The organism is Streptomyces sp. NPDC060049, from assembly GCF_042736715.1.
Classification (GTDB): Bacteria; Actinomycetota; Actinomycetes; order Streptomycetales; family Streptomycetaceae; genus Streptomyces.
Genome location: NZ_JBHWVV010000004.1, coordinates 113670 through 130404, shown reverse-complemented (window position 1 = coordinate 130404; position 16735 = coordinate 113670). Strand labels below are relative to the sequence as shown.

The 16735-nt window shown below is 67.6% G+C and carries 10 protein-coding genes and 1 tRNA gene; 2 read left to right on the top strand and 9 right to left on the bottom strand.

Annotated features, from left to right (window positions below; all coding sequences use genetic code 11):
• The first annotated feature begins 177 nt into the window (after positions 1 to 177).
• A complete protein-coding gene (locus ACFWBY_RS08295; RefSeq protein ID WP_385340719.1) occupies positions 178 to 2658 on the top strand; it encodes a YfhO family protein in 2481 nt (826 codons plus the stop codon).
• An 87-nt stretch (positions 2659 to 2745) separates the two neighbouring features.
• Here ACFWBY_RS08295 and ACFWBY_RS08290 read toward each other — a convergent pair whose 3' ends face one another.
• The 9 genes from ACFWBY_RS08290 to ACFWBY_RS08250 form a co-directional block, all read right to left on the bottom strand.
• Positions 2746 to 6645 carry a DNA-directed RNA polymerase subunit beta' gene (locus tag ACFWBY_RS08290; RefSeq protein WP_385340718.1) on the bottom strand — a complete coding sequence of 1300 codons (3900 nt, stop codon included), beginning with the start codon at positions 6643 to 6645 and terminating at the stop codon, positions 2746 to 2748.
• A 97-nt stretch (positions 6646 to 6742) separates the two neighbouring features.
• Positions 6743 to 10225: a DNA-directed RNA polymerase subunit beta gene (rpoB, locus tag ACFWBY_RS08285; protein ID WP_385340716.1), complete on the bottom strand. Its 3483-nt coding sequence runs from the start codon at positions 10223 to 10225 to the stop codon at positions 6743 to 6745.
• Between the two features lie 586 nt (positions 10226 to 10811).
• Positions 10812 to 11192: a 50S ribosomal protein L7/L12 gene (rplL, locus tag ACFWBY_RS08280; RefSeq protein WP_385340714.1), complete on the bottom strand. Its 381-nt coding sequence runs from the start codon at positions 11190 to 11192 to the stop codon at positions 10812 to 10814.
• Between the two features lie 110 nt (positions 11193 to 11302).
• Positions 11303 to 11833, bottom strand: a complete 531-nt coding sequence (rplJ, locus tag ACFWBY_RS08275) for a 50S ribosomal protein L10 (protein ID WP_112450591.1) — start codon at positions 11831 to 11833, stop codon at positions 11303 to 11305.
• Positions 11834 to 12335: 502 nt separating this feature from the next.
• Entirely contained in the window at positions 12336 to 13064 is a 729-nt protein-coding gene (rplA, locus tag ACFWBY_RS08270) for a 50S ribosomal protein L1 (protein WP_385340711.1), read from the bottom strand.
• 89 nt (positions 13065 to 13153) lie between these two features.
• On the bottom strand, positions 13154 to 13588 hold the full coding sequence (gene rplK, locus ACFWBY_RS08265) for a 50S ribosomal protein L11 (RefSeq protein ID WP_385232894.1): 435 nt from the start codon (positions 13586 to 13588) through the stop codon (positions 13154 to 13156).
• A gap of 170 nt (positions 13589 to 13758) precedes the next feature.
• Positions 13759 to 14718 (bottom strand): transcription termination/antitermination protein NusG, encoded by a 960-nt coding sequence (nusG, locus tag ACFWBY_RS08260; protein WP_385340709.1) that lies wholly within the window; start codon positions 14716 to 14718, stop codon positions 13759 to 13761.
• 84 nt (positions 14719 to 14802) lie between these two features.
• A complete protein-coding gene (gene secE, locus ACFWBY_RS08255; protein ID WP_030298162.1) occupies positions 14803 to 15084 on the bottom strand; it encodes a preprotein translocase subunit SecE in 282 nt (93 codons plus the stop codon).
• A 105-nt stretch (positions 15085 to 15189) separates the two neighbouring features.
• A tRNA-Trp gene (locus ACFWBY_RS08250) sits at positions 15190 to 15262 on the bottom strand.
• Positions 15263 to 15452: 190 nt separating this feature from the next.
• On the opposite strand from ACFWBY_RS08250, the gene ACFWBY_RS08245 reads away from it, so the two are divergent.
• Positions 15453 to 16679, top strand: a complete 1227-nt coding sequence (locus tag ACFWBY_RS08245) for a pyridoxal phosphate-dependent aminotransferase (RefSeq protein ID WP_385340707.1) — start codon at positions 15453 to 15455, stop codon at positions 16677 to 16679.
• Positions 16680 to 16735 lie beyond the last annotated feature (56 nt).

The following is a 16735-nucleotide window of genomic DNA, read 5'->3' as shown; positions in this document are numbered from 1 at the left end:
GCACCGGCAAGGAACCGGCCCGTCCGGTACACGGATCCGTATCCCGGCCGCCACAACCCGAGTTGGGGCCGCACGGGTCCGCCGCCCTCACCGACTTAGACTGACGATTCGGACGAACCGCCGCATGCGGCGGCGGATCCTGACAGCCGATCAGCAGGGAGCAGAGCATTGGGGACCGTGGCCGTCGAGCCCGCGAAGCAAAGCAGTCCACCCCCCGATCAGGACCGGCCGGCGCCGCGTCGCCGCGCCGCGCGACGGTACGGCGGCCCGGTCCTCGCCTTCCTCGTCACCGCGGGCGCCTTCTGCGCGGCCTGGGTCGCGCGGGGCTCCCACCCCTTCGGCGCCACCGGCCGCGCCATCAACGACCAGGCCAACCAGTACGTGCCCTTCCACCAGGCGTTGTGGGACCTCGTGCACGGGCAGGCCGCCGGAGACGTCCTGTTCACCTGGCGCGGCGGCTTCGGCCAGCAGTTCCTGTCCGACTACTACACCTACCTCGGCAACCCCTTCTCGTGGCTGGCCGTCCTCGTCCCCCGCGCCCAGGTGGACCTCGCCGTCTTCGCGGTCACCCCGGTGACGATGGGCACCGCCGCCGCCCTGATGAGCGTCTACCTCGGCAAGCTGCACCCCGGCCCGTGGTGGCAGCGGGGCCTGCTCGGAGCCGTGTACGGGCTGTGCGGCTGGGCGCTCAGCGACGCCTCGTACATCCCCATGTGGCTGTGGGGCCTGGTCGCGCTCCCGCTCCTCGGCATCGCCGTCGAGTGGTGCCTGGAGCAGCGCCGCTGGCCCGGAGTGGCGCTGCTGGTCGCGTTCGCCTGGTTCGGGAACTTCTACACCGCGATGATGGCGACGATGGCCGCCTGCGTCCTGCTCGCCGTCCGCCTGATCGTCCTCGACATGACCGGCGCGCAGCGGCTGCGCGCCGTGTGGCGGGCCGCTACGGCCGCCGCGACGGGCATCCTGCTCACGCTCCCGCTCCTCCTGCCGTCGTTCCTCTCCAGCGGGGCCGCGCAGCCCACCAAGGCCGCCGCCTTCGATCCGGTGCGGATCGAGGTGTTCCTGACGGGCATGCTCCCCGGCACCTACCTGTGGGGCGGCCGGCCCCGGCTGTACGTGGCCTCCCTGGGCCTGATCCTGGCCGGGTCCTTCCTCTTGAACACGGCCGTCGCGCGCAGGACCCGCCTGGTGTGGGCGGCCGCGAGCCTCCTCGTCGTCCTCTCCTTCCAGTTCCCGCCCACCCAGTACGTGTGGCACGGGCTGGCCGTGCCCAACGGCAATCCCTATCGCGAGGCCTTCGTCTTCAGCGGGATGGTCGTGGTCCTCGCCTGGCTGTCGCTGGCCAACCGGCCGCGCCCGCCGCACCTGGCGCTGACCGCGGGCCTGCTGGTCGCCGCCACCTTCGTGCTCCGCCGCACCGACGACTTCGGCGGCGCCACCTGGCCCGCGGTCCTCGGCGGCGGCGCGGTCTCGCTGCTGGCCCTGGTCCTGCTGGCGCTGGGCGAGAAGCGCCGCGTACTGGTCCCCGTGGCCGCGGTCCTGATGGTCGGCGTCGTCTTCGCCGAGTCGACGGCCGCCGCGGCCTACGCCGACGCCCGCCGTTCGCGCGAACGCTGGGCGAAGCCCGTCGTCACCTCCAGCCAGTCGATCACCCGCCACTTCGAAGCTGTCCGCTCCGTGGACGGCTGGCCCGCCTACCGGACCGACTCGGGCGCGCCCCGGACCTCGTACAACGACGCGCTCGCGCTCCGGGCGGAAGGCCCGCAGTACTACAGCAGCTATCTGCCCGCGGTCACCTTCCAGGCGCTGGAGCCGCTCGGCTACGGCTACAAGAACGACGGCCGGACGATCTTCGGCGCCGACAGCCCCGTCCTCGACGCGATCTTCTCGATCGGCGCGCGCGTGCGGCCCGGCTCCGACCAGGACACCTGGACCGGCTCGAAGTTCCCCGCCCCGCCCCTGGTCACCGTCCGCGCCGGCGCCTACGCCTCCCCCAACCCGGCCGGCAGCGTCTACGCGCACCAGGAGTCCGTCCTCGGCGCCACCGTCTACCGGGTCCCGCAGGTCACCCTGGGAGGCAGCGCCACGGAGCAGACCTACGCCGCCCGGTGCGCGCCCGGCTCCGAAGCCTTCTGGTACTCCCCCGCGCTCTACGGCACCCTCGCCTCCGCGGGCACCGAGCAGCCCCTGGAAGACCGGATGACGGGCGTCCTGCGCCTCGGCGAGGTCCCCGCGTCCGGCGTGCTCGACGTGACCGTGAGGACCCTTACGCAGAACGCCACCGCCGGGGAGCACCCCATCGGCTGCCTGGACCGGGCGGCGCTCGCCGACACGGTCACCCGCCTCACCGCCACCGGCGCCACGGCGGTCTCCGCGGGCGGCCACTCCATCGAGGCCACCCTCCCGAAGGGCTCCTCCGGCACCGCGGTCTTCGCGATGACCGACGTCCCCGGCTGGCAGTGCACCGCGGGCGGCGGGACCGCCAGCCCGGTCTCCTTCCACGGCCTGGTGTCGGTCCCCCTGCCCCCCGGCACGGACAAGGTGTCCTGCGCCTTCACCCCGAGGGGCCTCACCCCGGGCCTGGCCGCCGCCACCCTGGCCCTCCTGGCCCTGACCTCGGCCACGATCGCCACCCTCCGCCGCCGCCGCGTCCGGGCCTGACGCCGGCCGGGCCCGGTCCCCGGGTACGAGGAAGCCCCCCGCCTCTCCTCTCGGAGCGGCGGGGGGCTTCCTCGTACTTCCTAGGACTCAGCCGTTGTACGGGCCGTAGTCGTAGTCCTCCAGCGGGACAGCCTGGCCGGAGCCGGTGCCGAAGGGCGAGTAGTCGATGTCGTCGTAGCCGACGGCCGAGTACATCGCGGCCTTGGCTTCCTCGGTCGGCTCGACCCGGATGTTGCGGTAGCGGGCGAGGCCCGTACCGGCCGGGATGAGCTTACCGATGATGACGTTCTCCTTGAGGCCGATCAGGGAGTCGGACTTGGCGTTGATCGCCGCGTCCGTCAGAACCCTGGTCGTCTCCTGGAAGGACGCCGCCGACAGCCACGACTCGGTCGCGAGCGAGGCCTTGGTGATACCCATCAGCTGCGGACGGCCGGAGGCGGGGTGACCGCCCTCGGTGACCACACGACGGTTCTCGGTCTCGAACTTCGACCGCTCGACGAGCTCGCCCGGCAGGAGCTCCGCGTCGCCGGACTCGATGATCGTCACGCGGCGCAGCATCTGCCGGATGATGATCTCGATGTGCTTGTCGTGGATCGACACGCCCTGCGAGTTGTAGACCTTCTGGACTTCGCCGACCAGGTGGACCTGGACCGCACGCTGGCCGAGGATGCGCAGCACGTCGTGCGGGTTGGTGGCACCCATGGTCAGCTTCTGGCCGACCTCGACGTGGTCGCCCTCGCCGACGATGACCTTGGCGCGCTTGGAGATCGGGAAGGCCGTCTCCTCGCTGCCGTCGTCGGGCATGATGACGATCTTCTTCGTCTTCTCGGTCTCCTCGATCCGCACGCGGCCGGCGGCCTCGGAGATCGGGGCGACACCCTTCGGGGTACGGGCCTCGAAGAGCTCGACGACACGCGGCAGACCCTGCGTGATGTCGTCACCGGCCACACCACCGGTGTGGAAGGTACGCATCGTCAGCTGGGTACCGGGCTCACCGATGGACTGGGCGGCGATGATGCCGACCGCCTCACCGATGTCGACCAGCTTGCCGGTGGCGAGGGAGCGTCCGTAGCAGAAGGCACAGGTGCCGACCGCGGACTCACAGGTCAGGACCGAGCGGGTCTTGACCTCCTCCACACCGTTGGCGACGAGGGCGTCGATCAGGACGTCACCGAGGTCGACGTTGGCCGGCGCGATGACCTTGCCGTCGATGACGACGTCCTCGGCCAGCATGCGGGCGTAGATCGAGGTCTCGACGTCGTCGGCCTTGCGCAGCGTGCCGTCCTCGCCGCGAACGGCGATCTTCAGCTTCAGGCCGCGCTCGGTGCCGCAGTCCTCCTCGCGGATGATGACGTCCTGCGAGACGTCCACCAGACGACGGGTGAGGTAACCCGAGTCGGCGGTACGCAGGGCGGTGTCCGCCAGACCCTTACGGGCACCGTGCGTGGAGATGAAGTACTCCAGAACGGTGAGGCCCTCACGGAAGGACGCCTTGATCGGACGCGGGATGGTCTCGTTCTTCGCGTTCGACACCAGACCACGCATACCGGCGATCTGTCGCATCTGCATCATGTTTCCTCGGGCACCCGAGTCAACCATCATGAAGATGGGGTTCGTCTTGGGGAAGTTCGCGTTCATCGCCTCGGCAACCTCGTTGGTCGCCTTGGTCCAGATCGCGATGAGCTCCTGCGTGCGCTCGTCCTTGGTGATCAGACCGCGCTCGTACTGCTTCTGGACCTTCTCGTCCATCGCCTCGTAGCCCGCGACGATGGCCTTCTTGGCCTCGGGCACGACGACGTCGGAGATGGCCACGGTGACGCCCGAACGGGTCGCCCAGTGGAAGCCGGCCGCCTTCAGGTTGTCGAGCGTCGCCGCCACGATGACCTTGGGGTAGCGCTCCGCCAGGTCGTTGACGATCTCGGAGAGCTGCTTCTTGCCCACCGAGTAGTCGACGAACGGGTAGTCCTCGGGCAGCAGCTCGTTGAAGAGCGCGCGGCCCAGGGTGGTGCGCAGACGGAAGCTGTCACCCGGCTGGAACTCCTGCTCGCCCTCTTCGGCGACCGGGGGCACCCAGCCCCGCGGCGGGATGGTGCCCACCGGGAAGCGGATGTCGACGGCCGACTGGAGCGCCAGCTCACCGTTGTCGAACGCCATGGTCGCCTCGGCGGTCGAGCCGAACGCGCGGCCCTCGCCCTTGACGTCACGGAGCTCGCCGTCGGTGGTGAGGAAGAACAGACCCAGCACCATGTCCTGGGTCGGCATGGTGACGGGACGACCGTCCGCCGGCTTCAGGATGTTGTTCGAGGACAGCATCAGGATGCGGGCCTCGGCCTGCGCCTCTGCCGAAAGCGGCAGGTGCACGGCCATCTGGTCACCGTCGAAGTCCGCGTTGAACGCGGTGCAGACGAGCGGGTGGATCTGGATGGCCTTGCCTTCGACCAGCTGGGGCTCGAAGGCCTGGATGCCGAGGCGGTGCAGCGTGGGCGCACGGTTCAGGAGGACCGGGTGCTCGGCGATGACCTCTTCGAGCACGTCGTAGACGACCGTGCGGCCGCGCTCGACCATGCGCTTCGCCGACTTGATGTTCTGCGCGTGGTTCAGGTCGACCAGGCGCTTCATCACGAACGGCTTGAAGAGCTCCAGCGCCATGGCCTTGGGCAGACCACACTGGTGCAGCTTCAGCTGCGGACCGACGACGATCACGGAACGCGCGGAGTAGTCCACGCGCTTGCCGAGGAGGTTCTGGCGGAATCGACCCTGCTTGCCCTTCAGCATGTCGCTGAGGGACTTCAGGGGCCGGTTGCCGGGACCGGTCACCGGACGACCACGACGACCGTTGTCGAAGAGGGCGTCGACGGCCTCCTGGAGCATGCGCTTCTCGTTGTTCACGATGATCTCGGGGGCACCGAGGTCGAGAAGGCGCTTCAGGCGGTTGTTGCGGTTGATCACGCGGCGGTACAGGTCGTTCAGGTCGGAGGTCGCGAAGCGGCCACCGTCCAGCTGCACCATCGGACGCAGGTCCGGCGGGATCACCGGCACGCAGTCCAGAACCATGCCCTTGGGCTTGTTGCTGGTCTGCAGGAACGCGGAGACGACCTTGAGGCGCTTGAGCGCACGGGTCTTCTTCTGGCCCTTGCCGGTACGGATGATCTCGCGGAGGCGCTCGGCCTCCTCGTCGAGGTCGAAGGACTCCAGACGCTTCTGCAGCGCCGCGGCGCCCATGCAGCCGTCGAAGTACGTACCGAAGCGGTCGCGCAGCTCGCGGTAGAGCAGCTCGTCGCCCTCGAGGTCCTGGACCTTGAGGTTCTTGAAGCGCGCCCACACCTCGTCGAGGCGGTCGATCTCGCGCTGGGCGCGGTCACGGAGCTGCTTCATCTCGCGCTCGGCACCTTCGCGCACCTTGCGGCGTACGTCGGCCTTCGCGCCCTCGGCCTCGAGCTCGGCCAGGTCGGTCTCGAGCTTCTTGGCACGGCCTTCGAGGTCCGCGTCGCGGCGGTTCTCGATCTGCTGGCGCTCGACGGAGACGTGCGCCTCCAGGGACGGGAGGTCGCGGGTGCGGCGCTCGTCGTCCACGAACGTGATCATGTACGCGGCGAAGTAGATGACCTTCTCGAGGTCCTTCGGCGCGAGGTCCAGCAGGTATCCGAGGCGCGACGGGACGCCCTTGAAGTACCAGATGTGGGTGACGGGAGCGGCAAGCTCGATGTGGCCCATCCGCTCGCGGCGCACCTTGGCGCGCGTGACCTCGACGCCACAACGCTCACAGATGATGCCCTTGAAGCGGACACGCTTGTACTTGCCGCAGTAGCACTCCCAGTCCCGGGTAGGACCGAAGATCTTCTCGCAGAAGAGTCCGTCCTTCTCGGGCTTGAGGGTGCGGTAGTTGATGGTCTCCGGCTTCTTGACCTCGCCGTGGGACCAGGTTCGGATGTCGTCCGCGGTGGCAAGGCCGATCCGCAGCTCGTCGAAGAAGTTGACGTCGAGCACTGTGCGTCAATCCCTCTTTCGGGGTCGAGTCTCAATCATGGTCTGAACGGTCCCGGGGATGACGGGGGGCTCTTGAGCGAGCCCCCCGTCAGGCCCGTCAGACCTCTTCGACGCTGCTCGGCTCACGCCGGGACAGGTCGATACCGAGCTCCTCCGCCGCGCGGAAGACGTCCTCGTCGGTGTCGCGCATCTCGATGGACATGCCGTCCGAGGACAGCACCTCCACGTTGAGGCAGAGCGACTGCATTTCCTTGATGAGCACCTTGAAGGACTCGGGAATGCCCGGCTCGGGGATGTTCTCGCCCTTGACGATGGCCTCGTAGACCTTCACGCGGCCGGTTACGTCATCGGACTTGATGGTCAGGAGCTCCTGGAGGGCGTAAGCGGCGCCATAAGCCTCGAGCGCCCACACCTCCATCTCACCGAAGCGCTGGCCACCGAACTGCGCCTTACCACCCAGCGGCTGCTGCGTGATCATCGAGTACGGACCGGTCGACCGAGCGTGGAGCTTGTCGTCGACCAGGTGGTGGAGCTTGAGGATGTACATGTAGCCGATCGAGACCGGCTCCGGGAACGGCTCGCCGGAGCGGCCGTCGAACAGGTGCGCCTTACCGGTCGGGAGGACCAGGCGGTCCCCGTCGCGGTTCGGGATGGTGTGCTCGAAGAGGCCGGCGAGTTCGTCCTCGCGGGCACCGTCGAACACGGGGGTGGCGACGTTGGTGCCGGGCTCGACGCGGTCGGCGCCGATGACCTTCAGCCGCTCGGCCCACTCCTCGGCCACGCCGGAGACGTCCCAGCCGCGGCTGGCGAGCCAGCCGAGGTGGATCTCCAGGACCTGTCCCGGGTTCATTCGGGACGGGACACCCAGCGGGTTGAGGATGATGTCGACCGGCGTGCCGTCCTCAAGGAAGGGCATGTCCTCGATCGGAAGGATCTTGGAGATGACACCCTTGTTGCCGTGGCGGCCGGCGAGCTTGTCACCGTCGGTGATCTTGCGCTTCTGGGCGACGTAGACGCGGACCAGCTGGTTCACGCCCGGAGGAAGCTCGTCGCCCTCCTCGCGGTCGAAGACGCGGACACCGATGACCTTGCCGATCTCACCGTGAGGAACCTTGAGCGAGGTGTCGCGCACCTCGCGGGCCTTCTCACCGAAGATCGCGCGGAGCAGGCGCTCCTCCGGGGTCAGCTCGGTCTCACCCTTGGGCGTGACCTTGCCGACCAGGATGTCGCCGGCGACGACGTCCGCACCGATGCGGATGATGCCGCGCTCGTCGAGGTCCGCGAGGACCTCCTCGGAGACGTTCGGGATGTCCCGGGTGATCTCCTCGGGGCCGAGCTTGGTGTCACGGGCGTCGACCTCGTGCTCCTCGATGTGGATCGAGGAGAGGACGTCGTCCTGCACGAGGCGCTGCGACAGGATGATCGCGTCCTCGTAGTTGTGACCTTCCCACGGCATGAACGCGACGAGCAGGTTCTTGCCGAGGGCCATCTCGCCCTCTTCGGTCGCCGGACCGTCGGCGAGCACCTGGGCCTCGATGATCCGGTCACCCTCGTTGACGATGACCTTCTGGTTGACCGAGGTGCCCTGGTTCGAGCGGGAGAACTTGGCGACGCGGTACGTGGTGTACGTGCCGTCGTCGTTGGCGACGGTGATGTAGTCGGCCGAGACCTCCTGGACGACACCGTCCTTCTCCGCCTTGATCGAGTCACCGGCGTCGACCGCGCAGCGGTACTCCATGCCGGTGCCGACGAGCGGCGCTTCCGCCTTGATGAGCGGAACGGCCTGGCGCATCATGTTCGCGCCCATGAGGGCGCGGTTGGCGTCGTCGTGCTCGAGGAAGGGGATCATCGCGGTCGCGACGGACACCATCTGGCGCGGGGAGACGTCCATGTAGTCGACGTCGTCGCCGGCGATGTAGTCGATCTCGCCGCCACGACGGCGAACCAGCACGCGGTTCTCGGTGAAGCGCATCTCGTCGCTCAGGCCGGCGTTGGCCTGGGCGATGACGAAGCGGTCTTCCTCGTCGGCCGTCAGGTAGTCGACGTCGTCCGTGACGACACCGTCGATGACCTTGCGGTACGGGGTCTCGACGAAGCCGAACGCGTTGACGCGGCCGTAGGACGCGAGCGAGCCGATCAGACCGATGTTCGGGCCTTCAGGGGTCTCGATCGGGCACATGCGGCCGTAGTGCGACGGGTGGACGTCTCGGACCTCGAAGCCGGCCCGCTCACGGGACAGACCACCCGGGCCGAGCGCCGACAGGCGGCGCTTGTGGGTGAGACCCGACAGCGGGTTGTTCTGGTCCATGAACTGCGACAGCTGGCTGGTGCCGAAGAACTCCTTGATGGAGGCGACGACCGGCCGGATGTTGATCAGGGTCTGCGGCGTGATCGCCTCGACGTCCTGGGTCGTCATCCGCTCGCGGACGACGCGCTCCATACGAGCCAGACCCGTGCGGACCTGGTTCTGGATGAGCTCGCCGACGTTGCGCAGACGACGGTTGCCGAAGTGGTCGATGTCGTCGGTCTCGACGACGATCGAACGGCCGGACTCGCCGGTCGTCTCGGTCTCACCGGCGTGCAGCTTGACCAGGTACTTGATGGTCGCGATGACGTCGTCGGTGGTGAGCACGCCGGCGTCCAGCGGCTCGTCCGCGCCGAGCTTCTTGTTCACCTTGTAGCGGCCGACCTTCGCGAGGTCGTAGCGCTTCGGGTTGAAGTAGAGGTTCTCGAGCAGCGTCTGAGCGGCCTCGCGGGTCGGCGGCTCGCCCGGACGCAGCTTGCGGTAGATGTCGAGCAGCGCGTCGTCCTGGCCCTGGGTGTGGTCCTTCTCCAGGGTGGCGCGCATGGACTCGTACTCGCCGAACTCCTCGAGGATCTGCTCGGTGGTCCAGCCGAGAGCCTTCAGGAGGACGGTGACGGACTGCTTGCGCTTGCGGTCGATGCGGACACCGACCATGTCGCGCTTGTCGATCTCCATCTCCAGCCAGGCACCCCGGGACGGGATGATCTTGGCGGAGAAGATGTCCTTGTCGGACGTCTTGTCGATCGAGGAGTCGAAGTAGACACCGGGGGAACGGACCAGCTGCGACACCACGACACGCTCGGTGCCGTTGATGACGAAGGTGCCCTTGTTGGTCATGAGCGGGAAATCGCCCATGAAGACCGTCTGAGACTTGATCTCTCCGGTCTCGTTGTTCGTGAACTCGGCGGTGACGAAGAGCGGCGCCGCGAACGTGAAGTCGCGCTCCTTGCACTCGTCGACCGAGTTCTTCGCCGGCTCGAAACGGTGGTCGCGGAACGTCAGCGACATCGACCCGGAGAAGTCCTCGATCGGCGAGATCTCCTCGAAGATCTCTTCCAGACCGGACTTGGTGGGAACGTCCTGTCCGCTCTCAAGCGCCGACTCGACGCGAGACTTCCAGGCGGCGTTGCCGAGCAGCCAGTCAAAGCTCTCGGTCTGCAGCGCCAGGAGGTTCGGAACCTCGAGGGGCTCCTTGATCTTTGCAAAGGAGATGCGCAGCGGGGCGGTGCTGGCACCGTTGTTCGTATTGGTCGAGGCGTTGCGCGAGGCGGCCAAGAGGGGGTCCTTCCGAGGGCTCGGACTCACTACGCGCGTACCGGTCCCAGCTGACACAGAAGACAGGCGCTTCCACCCCGGTCGAAAGACCAGGTCAGGGCGAACAATCAAGTGTGCTCATGCGTGGGCATGCCCCTGGCGACGGGCAGGGGGCAGCTAACAGGCAGCGCAAAGGGTCAGTGTAGCCACTTGGCTCACTGATGTCCAGACCAGGTTTCCGGAAACCGGCAACAGGCCTTCCCCATGTCGTTTGAACACTGCATCCAACGCTTCGGCTCCGCATACAGAGCGCGTAACAGTACTGCCCTCTTCGTAGTCGATCCATGCCCGATACCGACCCGATCCATGCCTCGGATCCCGGATCGAACGGCCCGATCTCACGACGGATCTGAGAATTGCGCGCCGCGTGCCGTTCGTCAAGGCCCCCTGCTCCGTGCGGATCATCGAAGGACCCTGCCCCAGAGCAACGAAGATCACCCTACTCCCCAACGAGACAGGGGCAAGTCAGGCACTCCGGGTACGCCAAAGGGCGACCACCCTTACGGGTGATCGCCCTTGGTTGGGGCCCTAGAGGGCCCCAGAGGTGTTACTTGACCTCGACGGCCGCACCGGCGCCCTTGAGGGACTCGGCCGCCTTGTCGGCGACCTCCTTGGCGACCTTCTCGAGGACGGGCTTCGGGGCGCCGTCCACGAGGTCCTTGGCCTCCTTGAGGCCCAGGGAGGTCAGCTCACGCACGACCTTGATGACCTGGATCTTCTTGTCGCCGGCACCGGTGAGGATGACGTCGAACTCGTCCTGCTCCTCGACGGCCTCGGGGGCGGCAGCGCCACCGGCCGGGGCGGCGGCGACGGCCGCGGCGGCGGTGACGTCGAACTTGTCCTCGAACGCCTTAACGAACTCGGAGAGCTCGATGAGGGTCATCTCCTCGAACTGGGCGAGGAGGTCGTCCTGAGAGAGCTTCGCCATGATGGGCGATCCTTCCACTAATTCGGCAGGTGCCGGATGTATATAGAGGCGGGCGTAACGGCCCGCTACGACCCACGCACTAGGCGGCGTGGATCAATGCGCGAGCCGAATTACTCGGCACCGCCCTGCTCGGCGAGCTTGACGCGAAGCGCTTCCGCAGTGCGGACGAACTTCGACGGCAGCGCCTGGAAGAGCGAGGCAGCCTGAGACTGCTTGCCCTTGAACGCGCCGGCCAGCTTGCTGAGCAGAACCTCGCGGGACTCGAGGTCCGCAAGCTTCTTGATCTCATCAGCGGTGAGCGCCTTACCATCAAGGACACCCGCCTTGATGATGAGGTTCGGGTTCTCCTTGGCGAAGTCACGCAGGCTCTTCGCCGACTCCACCGGGTCACCGGTGATGAAGGCGACCGCGGTCGGACCAGCGAAGTGCTCGTCCAGCGCGGTGATCCCGGCCTGGTTGGCCGCAATCTTGGTCAGCGTGTTCTTCACCACGGCGTACTGGGCGTTCTCACCGAGAGAACGACGCAGCGTCTTGAGCTGCGCGACGGTGAGACCCCGGTACTCGGTCAGCACGGCGGCGTTCGAGCTCTGGAACGCGTCCTTGAGCTCGGCTACCGCGGCAGCCTTGTTGGGCGTCGGCATAGTGCGTCGGCCTCCTTCCGGGTGATGAGGACCGCTCAGAAGGGGCATAAATACAAAACGCCCCGGCGCAGGCGCCAGGGCGTAGCTCTACCGAAAATCCGGGAACTTTCCACAGTCACCTGCGCAGGACGTCCGCAGTTAGCGGATCCTTCGGCCACCGCACCCTTGCAGGCACGGCAACGACCAGCGGTCTTTGGCTTCCTCGGAAGAGTACGTGAACGGTGCCGTCCAGAGCAAATCGGTCACCGGAGGCCCCTGGAGCCCCCTCGCGGGGCGCCGCTCTTCAAGCCCGCCCGGGCCGCCCGACAGGCCCCGTGAGCCCCCTCGGGCGCCCGAGCGGGCTACGGGTAGGCGTACGGGCAGGCACGGCGGTCCCGCGGGCGTACGGGCGGCCCGGTGACGCGAAAGGGCCCCCCGCCGCCCGGTGAGGGGTGGCGAGGGGCCCTTTCAGTCGATCAGCGAGCCGTAGGGCTCAGCTCGGAGCCCTGGGGCCCGAGCCTGATCAGACCGCGGCCGGGTCTTCCTCGACGAGGAGGTTCCGGGTGCGGTTCTGGTCCAGCAGGATGCCGGGGCCCATCGTGGTGCTCAGGGCGGCCTTCTTGATGTAGCGGCCCTTCGCGGCGGACGGCTTCAGACGAAGGATCTCGTCGAGGGCCGCGCCGTAGTTCTCGACCAGCTGCTCATCGGAGAAGGAGACCTTGCCGATGATGAAGTGCAGGTTCGAGTGCTTGTCGACACGGAACTCGATCTTGCCACCCTTGATCTCGGTGACAGCCTTCGCGACGTCCATGGTCACGGTGCCGGTCTTCGGGTTCGGCATCAGGCCACGGGGACCGAGCACGCGGCCGAGGCGGCCGACCTTGCCCATGAGGTCCGGGGTGGCCACAACGGCGTCGAACTCGTTGAGGCGGTTGCCCTTGGCGATCTCGTTGATGAGCTCGTCGTCGCCGACGATGTCGGCGCCGGCGGCTTCCGCGGCCGCAGCACGGTCACCGGTCGCGAAGACCAGGACCCGGGCGGTCTTGCCGGTGCCGTGCGGGAGGTTCACGGTGCCACGGACCATCTGGTCGGCCTTGCGCGGGTCTACACCCAGGCGGAAGGCGACCTCGACGGTGCTGTCGAACTTGGTCGCGGAGGTCTCCTTGGCGAGACGGACGGCCTCGAGCGGGGCGTACTGCTTCTCCCGGTCGACCTTGGCGTCCGCAGCGCGGAGAGTCTTGCTGCGCTTCACTTCTGCTCCTGTGTTGTGACTTCAGGCGTGGAGTCGTGGTGCGGACCAGCGCTTGGCCCTACCACTGATGGTGCTGGGGGGTGGCTGAATCAGCCTTCGACCGTGATGCCCATGGAACGGGCGGTGCCGGCGATGATCTTCTCGGCGGCGTCCAGGTCGTTGGCGTTCAGGTCGGGGAGCTTGATCGTGGCGATCTCGCGGACCTGGTCGCGCGTAAGCTTCGCGACCTTGGTCTTGTGCGGCTCGCCAGAGCCCTTCTCCACGCCCGCGCTCTTCAGGATGAGGCGCGCGGCCGGCGGCGTCTTGGTGATGAAGGTGAAGGAGCGGTCGTCGTAGACCGTGATCTCCACCGGCACGACCATGCCACGCTGCGACTCGGTCGCGGCGTTGTAGGCCTTGCAGAACTCCATGATGTTGACGCCGTGCTGACCGAGCGCGGGGCCGACCGGCGGAGCCGGGTTGGCCGCACCGGCCTTGATCTGGAGCTTGATAAGCCCCGTGATCTTCTTCTTCTTGGGAGGCATTGCTCTCTCCGGGTCCTAGTGAGAGTTTCGCGCCGCCAATCCGGTCATCCGGATGGAGGCATACCGCACCACGATAACGGGTATCGGCGCGGGGCTAAAAACCGAGCAGGTCAGACCGCCCGCAAGCGGGCAATCTGACCTGTCCGGAAGCATGGTCCGAAGACTGTGGATCAGTTCTTCTGGATCTGGTCGAAGCTCAGCTCGACCGGGGTCTCGCGGCCGAAGATCTCGACGAGACCCTTGACCTTCTTCGAGTCCGGGTTGATCTCGTTGATGGTCGCCTGCAGCGTCGCGAACGGACCGTCGGTGACGGTGACCGAGTCGCCGACCTCGAAGTCCAGGACCTCGATGGTGCGCTTGACGGAGGGCGCGGGCAGGCCGGCCTCTTCCGCGGCCAGCTTGGCGGCCTTCTCCTGAGCCTCGGGGGCGAGCATCTTGACGATCTCGTCCAGGGTCAGCGGGTACGGGTCGTAGGCGTTGCCGACGAAGCCGGTGACACCAGGCGTGTTGCGCACGACGCCCCAGGACTCGTTCGTCAGATCCATGCGGACGAGAACGTAACCGGGCAGCTTGTTCTGCCGGACGTTCTTGCGCTCGCCGTTCTTGATCTGGACGATCTCTTCCTCGGGCACCTCGGCCTGGTAGATGAAGTCCTCGACGTTGAGCGAGACGGCGCGCTGCTCGAGGTTCGCCTTCACGCGCTTCTCGTAGCCGGCGTAGGTGTGGATGACGTACCACTCGCCCGGCAGGAGGCGCAGCTCGTCACGCAGGGCCTGGATGGGGTCGACGGGCTCGGCGGGCTCGGCGTCGGCGGCCTCTTCGGCCTCCACGTCGGCCTCGGCCTCGGCGGCGTCGTCCTCTTCGGCCTGGTCCTCGTCGGAGGCCTCTACGGCCTCGTCCTCGGTCTCGCCGGAGTCGTCGTCGGCTTCTTCGGCCTCGGCGTCGTCCTCAGCCTCGGCGTCGACCTCGCCCTCGACGTGCAGCGCGGCCTCCTCGGCGGCGACACCCGCCTCGGCGTCGGCGAGCTCGGCCTCGTCGGGGTCCACAGCGTCTGCCGCCTCGACGATGTCGAGCGCGTCCTCGACGGACTCGACGGAGTCGGGGCTCGCGTTCAGGTTCGGGTCAGACACGGTGGCTGCTTCTTCCTGGATACAAAAGGTGGTCGAACATGCGAAAACGGGCGGCACCCATCAAGGCGCCGCCCTCCGCGGGGATCAGCCGAAGACGAACTTGATGGCTTCCTGGAACCCATAGTCAATCACGGTCACCAGACCGATCATGATGACGACGAAGACAATCACCACAGTGGTGTACGTCGTGAGCTGGTTGCGAGTGGGCCATACAACCTTGCGGAGTTCCGCGACGATCTGGCGGTAGAACAGCGCGAGCCGACCCAGAGGGCCCTTCTTGCCGCGCTTGCCGCCCTTGCGGGCCTTCTTCTCGCGAGTGTCATCCTCGGCGTCAGGCATGTCGATGGAGCCCAGGGCGTCCGTCACGTCTCTCACCTGAATCCGGGTCGTGGCCGTAGCCGCGCCCGGTTGCGCCGCACGGCGTTGCATCTAAGTACGTACCTGCGCACACATCCGAGAAGGAGTGTGGAGCAGGGCCGGAGGGACTCGAACCCCCAACCGCTGGTTTTGGAGACCAGTGCTCTACCAATTGAGCTACGACCCTTTGCGTGCCCCAACCTACCGCATCCAGACGAGTGCACGGTGTGCTCACTTCTGCAGCGGCCGACGAGGGCCAACGACGGTTGAGTGTACGTGGTCCGGGCCCTGACGTCGAACAGCGTCATCCGCGGGCGCCCCGTCCGGTAAGTGAAACGGCGTGCGGCGCTTCTTTGGCGTCTGGGACGATTGGCCGCATGACCTCTGAAACGCCTTCCGCCGAGCGCCGCGTGTCCGCCCGCATCGGTGCCATCTCCGAGTCCGCCACCCTCGCCGTCGACGCCAAGGCCAAGGCCCTCAAGGCCGCCGGGCGTCCGGTGATCGGTTTCGGCGCCGGCGAGCCCGACTTCCCGACCCCGGACTACATCGTCGACGCCGCCGTCGAGGCCTGCCGCAACCCGAAGTACCACCGCTACACGCCGGCCGGCGGCCTGCCCGAGCTGAAGGCCGCCATCGCCGCGAAGACGCTGCGCGACTCGGGCTACGAGGTCGACGCGTCCCAGGTCCTGGTGACCAACGGCGGCAAGCAGGCGATCTACGAGGCGTTCGCGGCGATCCTGGACCCGGGTGACGAGGTCATCGTCCCGGCTCCGTACTGGACCACCTACCCGGAGTCGATCCGTCTCGCCGGCGGCGTCCCGGTGGAGGTCGTCGCCGACGAGACCACCGGTTACCGCGTCTCCGTCGAGCAGCTCGAAGCGGCCCGCACCGAGCGCACGAAGGTCGTCCTCTTCGTCTCCCCGTCGAACCCGACCGGCGCCGTCTACTCCGAGGCCGACGCCGAGGCGATCGGCCGCTGGGCCGTCGAGCACGGCCTGTGGGTCCTGACCGACGAGATCTACGAGCACCTGGTCTACGGAGACGCGAAGTTCGTCTCGCTCCCGGCGATCGTTCCCGAGCTGGCCGACAAGTGCATCATCGTCAACGGCGTCGCGAAGACGTACGCGATGACCGGCTGGCGGGTGGGCTGGATCGTGGGCCCGAAGGACGTCGTCAAGGCCGCGACCAACCTCCAGTCGCACGCCACCTCCAACGTCTCCAACGTGGCCCAGGTCGCGGCGCTGGCCGCCGTCTCCGGCAACCTGGAAGCCGTCCACGAGATGCGCACCGCCTTCGACCGCCGCCGTCAGACGATGGTGCGGATGCTGAACGAGATCGACGGCGTCTTCTGCCCGACCCCCGAGGGCGCGTTCTACGTGTACCCGACGGTCAAGGACGTGCTCGGCAAGGAGATCCGCGGCAAGCGCCCTCAGACCTCGGTCGAGCTCGCCGCCCTGATCCTGGACGAGGCCGAGGTCGCGGTCGTCCCGGGCGAGGCCTTCGGTACCCCCGGCTACCTCCGCCTCTCCTACGCCCTGGGCGACGAGGACCTGGTCGAGGGCGTCTCCCGCATCCAGAAGCTCCTCGCGGAGGCCAAGGCCTAGGCCCGGGCGGCCCGGCAGCCGGTTCCGAGCGGCGGTTCCCCCTCGGGGGGCCGCCG

Bases quoted from the DNA above. Each gene is read 5' to 3' on its own strand.
- rplL (WP_385340714.1), bottom strand. From the start codon at position 11,192: ATGGCGAAGCTCTCTCAGGACGACCTCCTCGCCCAGTTCGAGGAGATG.
- rplJ (WP_112450591.1), bottom strand. From the start codon at position 11,833: ATGCCGACGCCCAACAAGGCTGCCGCGGTAGCCGAGCTCAAGGACGCG.
- rplK (WP_385232894.1), bottom strand. From the start codon at position 13,588: ATGCCTCCCAAGAAGAAGAAGATCACGGGGCTTATCAAGCTCCAGATC.
- ACFWBY_RS08245 (WP_385340707.1), top strand. From the start codon at position 15,453: ATGACCTCTGAAACGCCTTCCGCCGAGCGCCGCGTGTCCGCCCGCATC.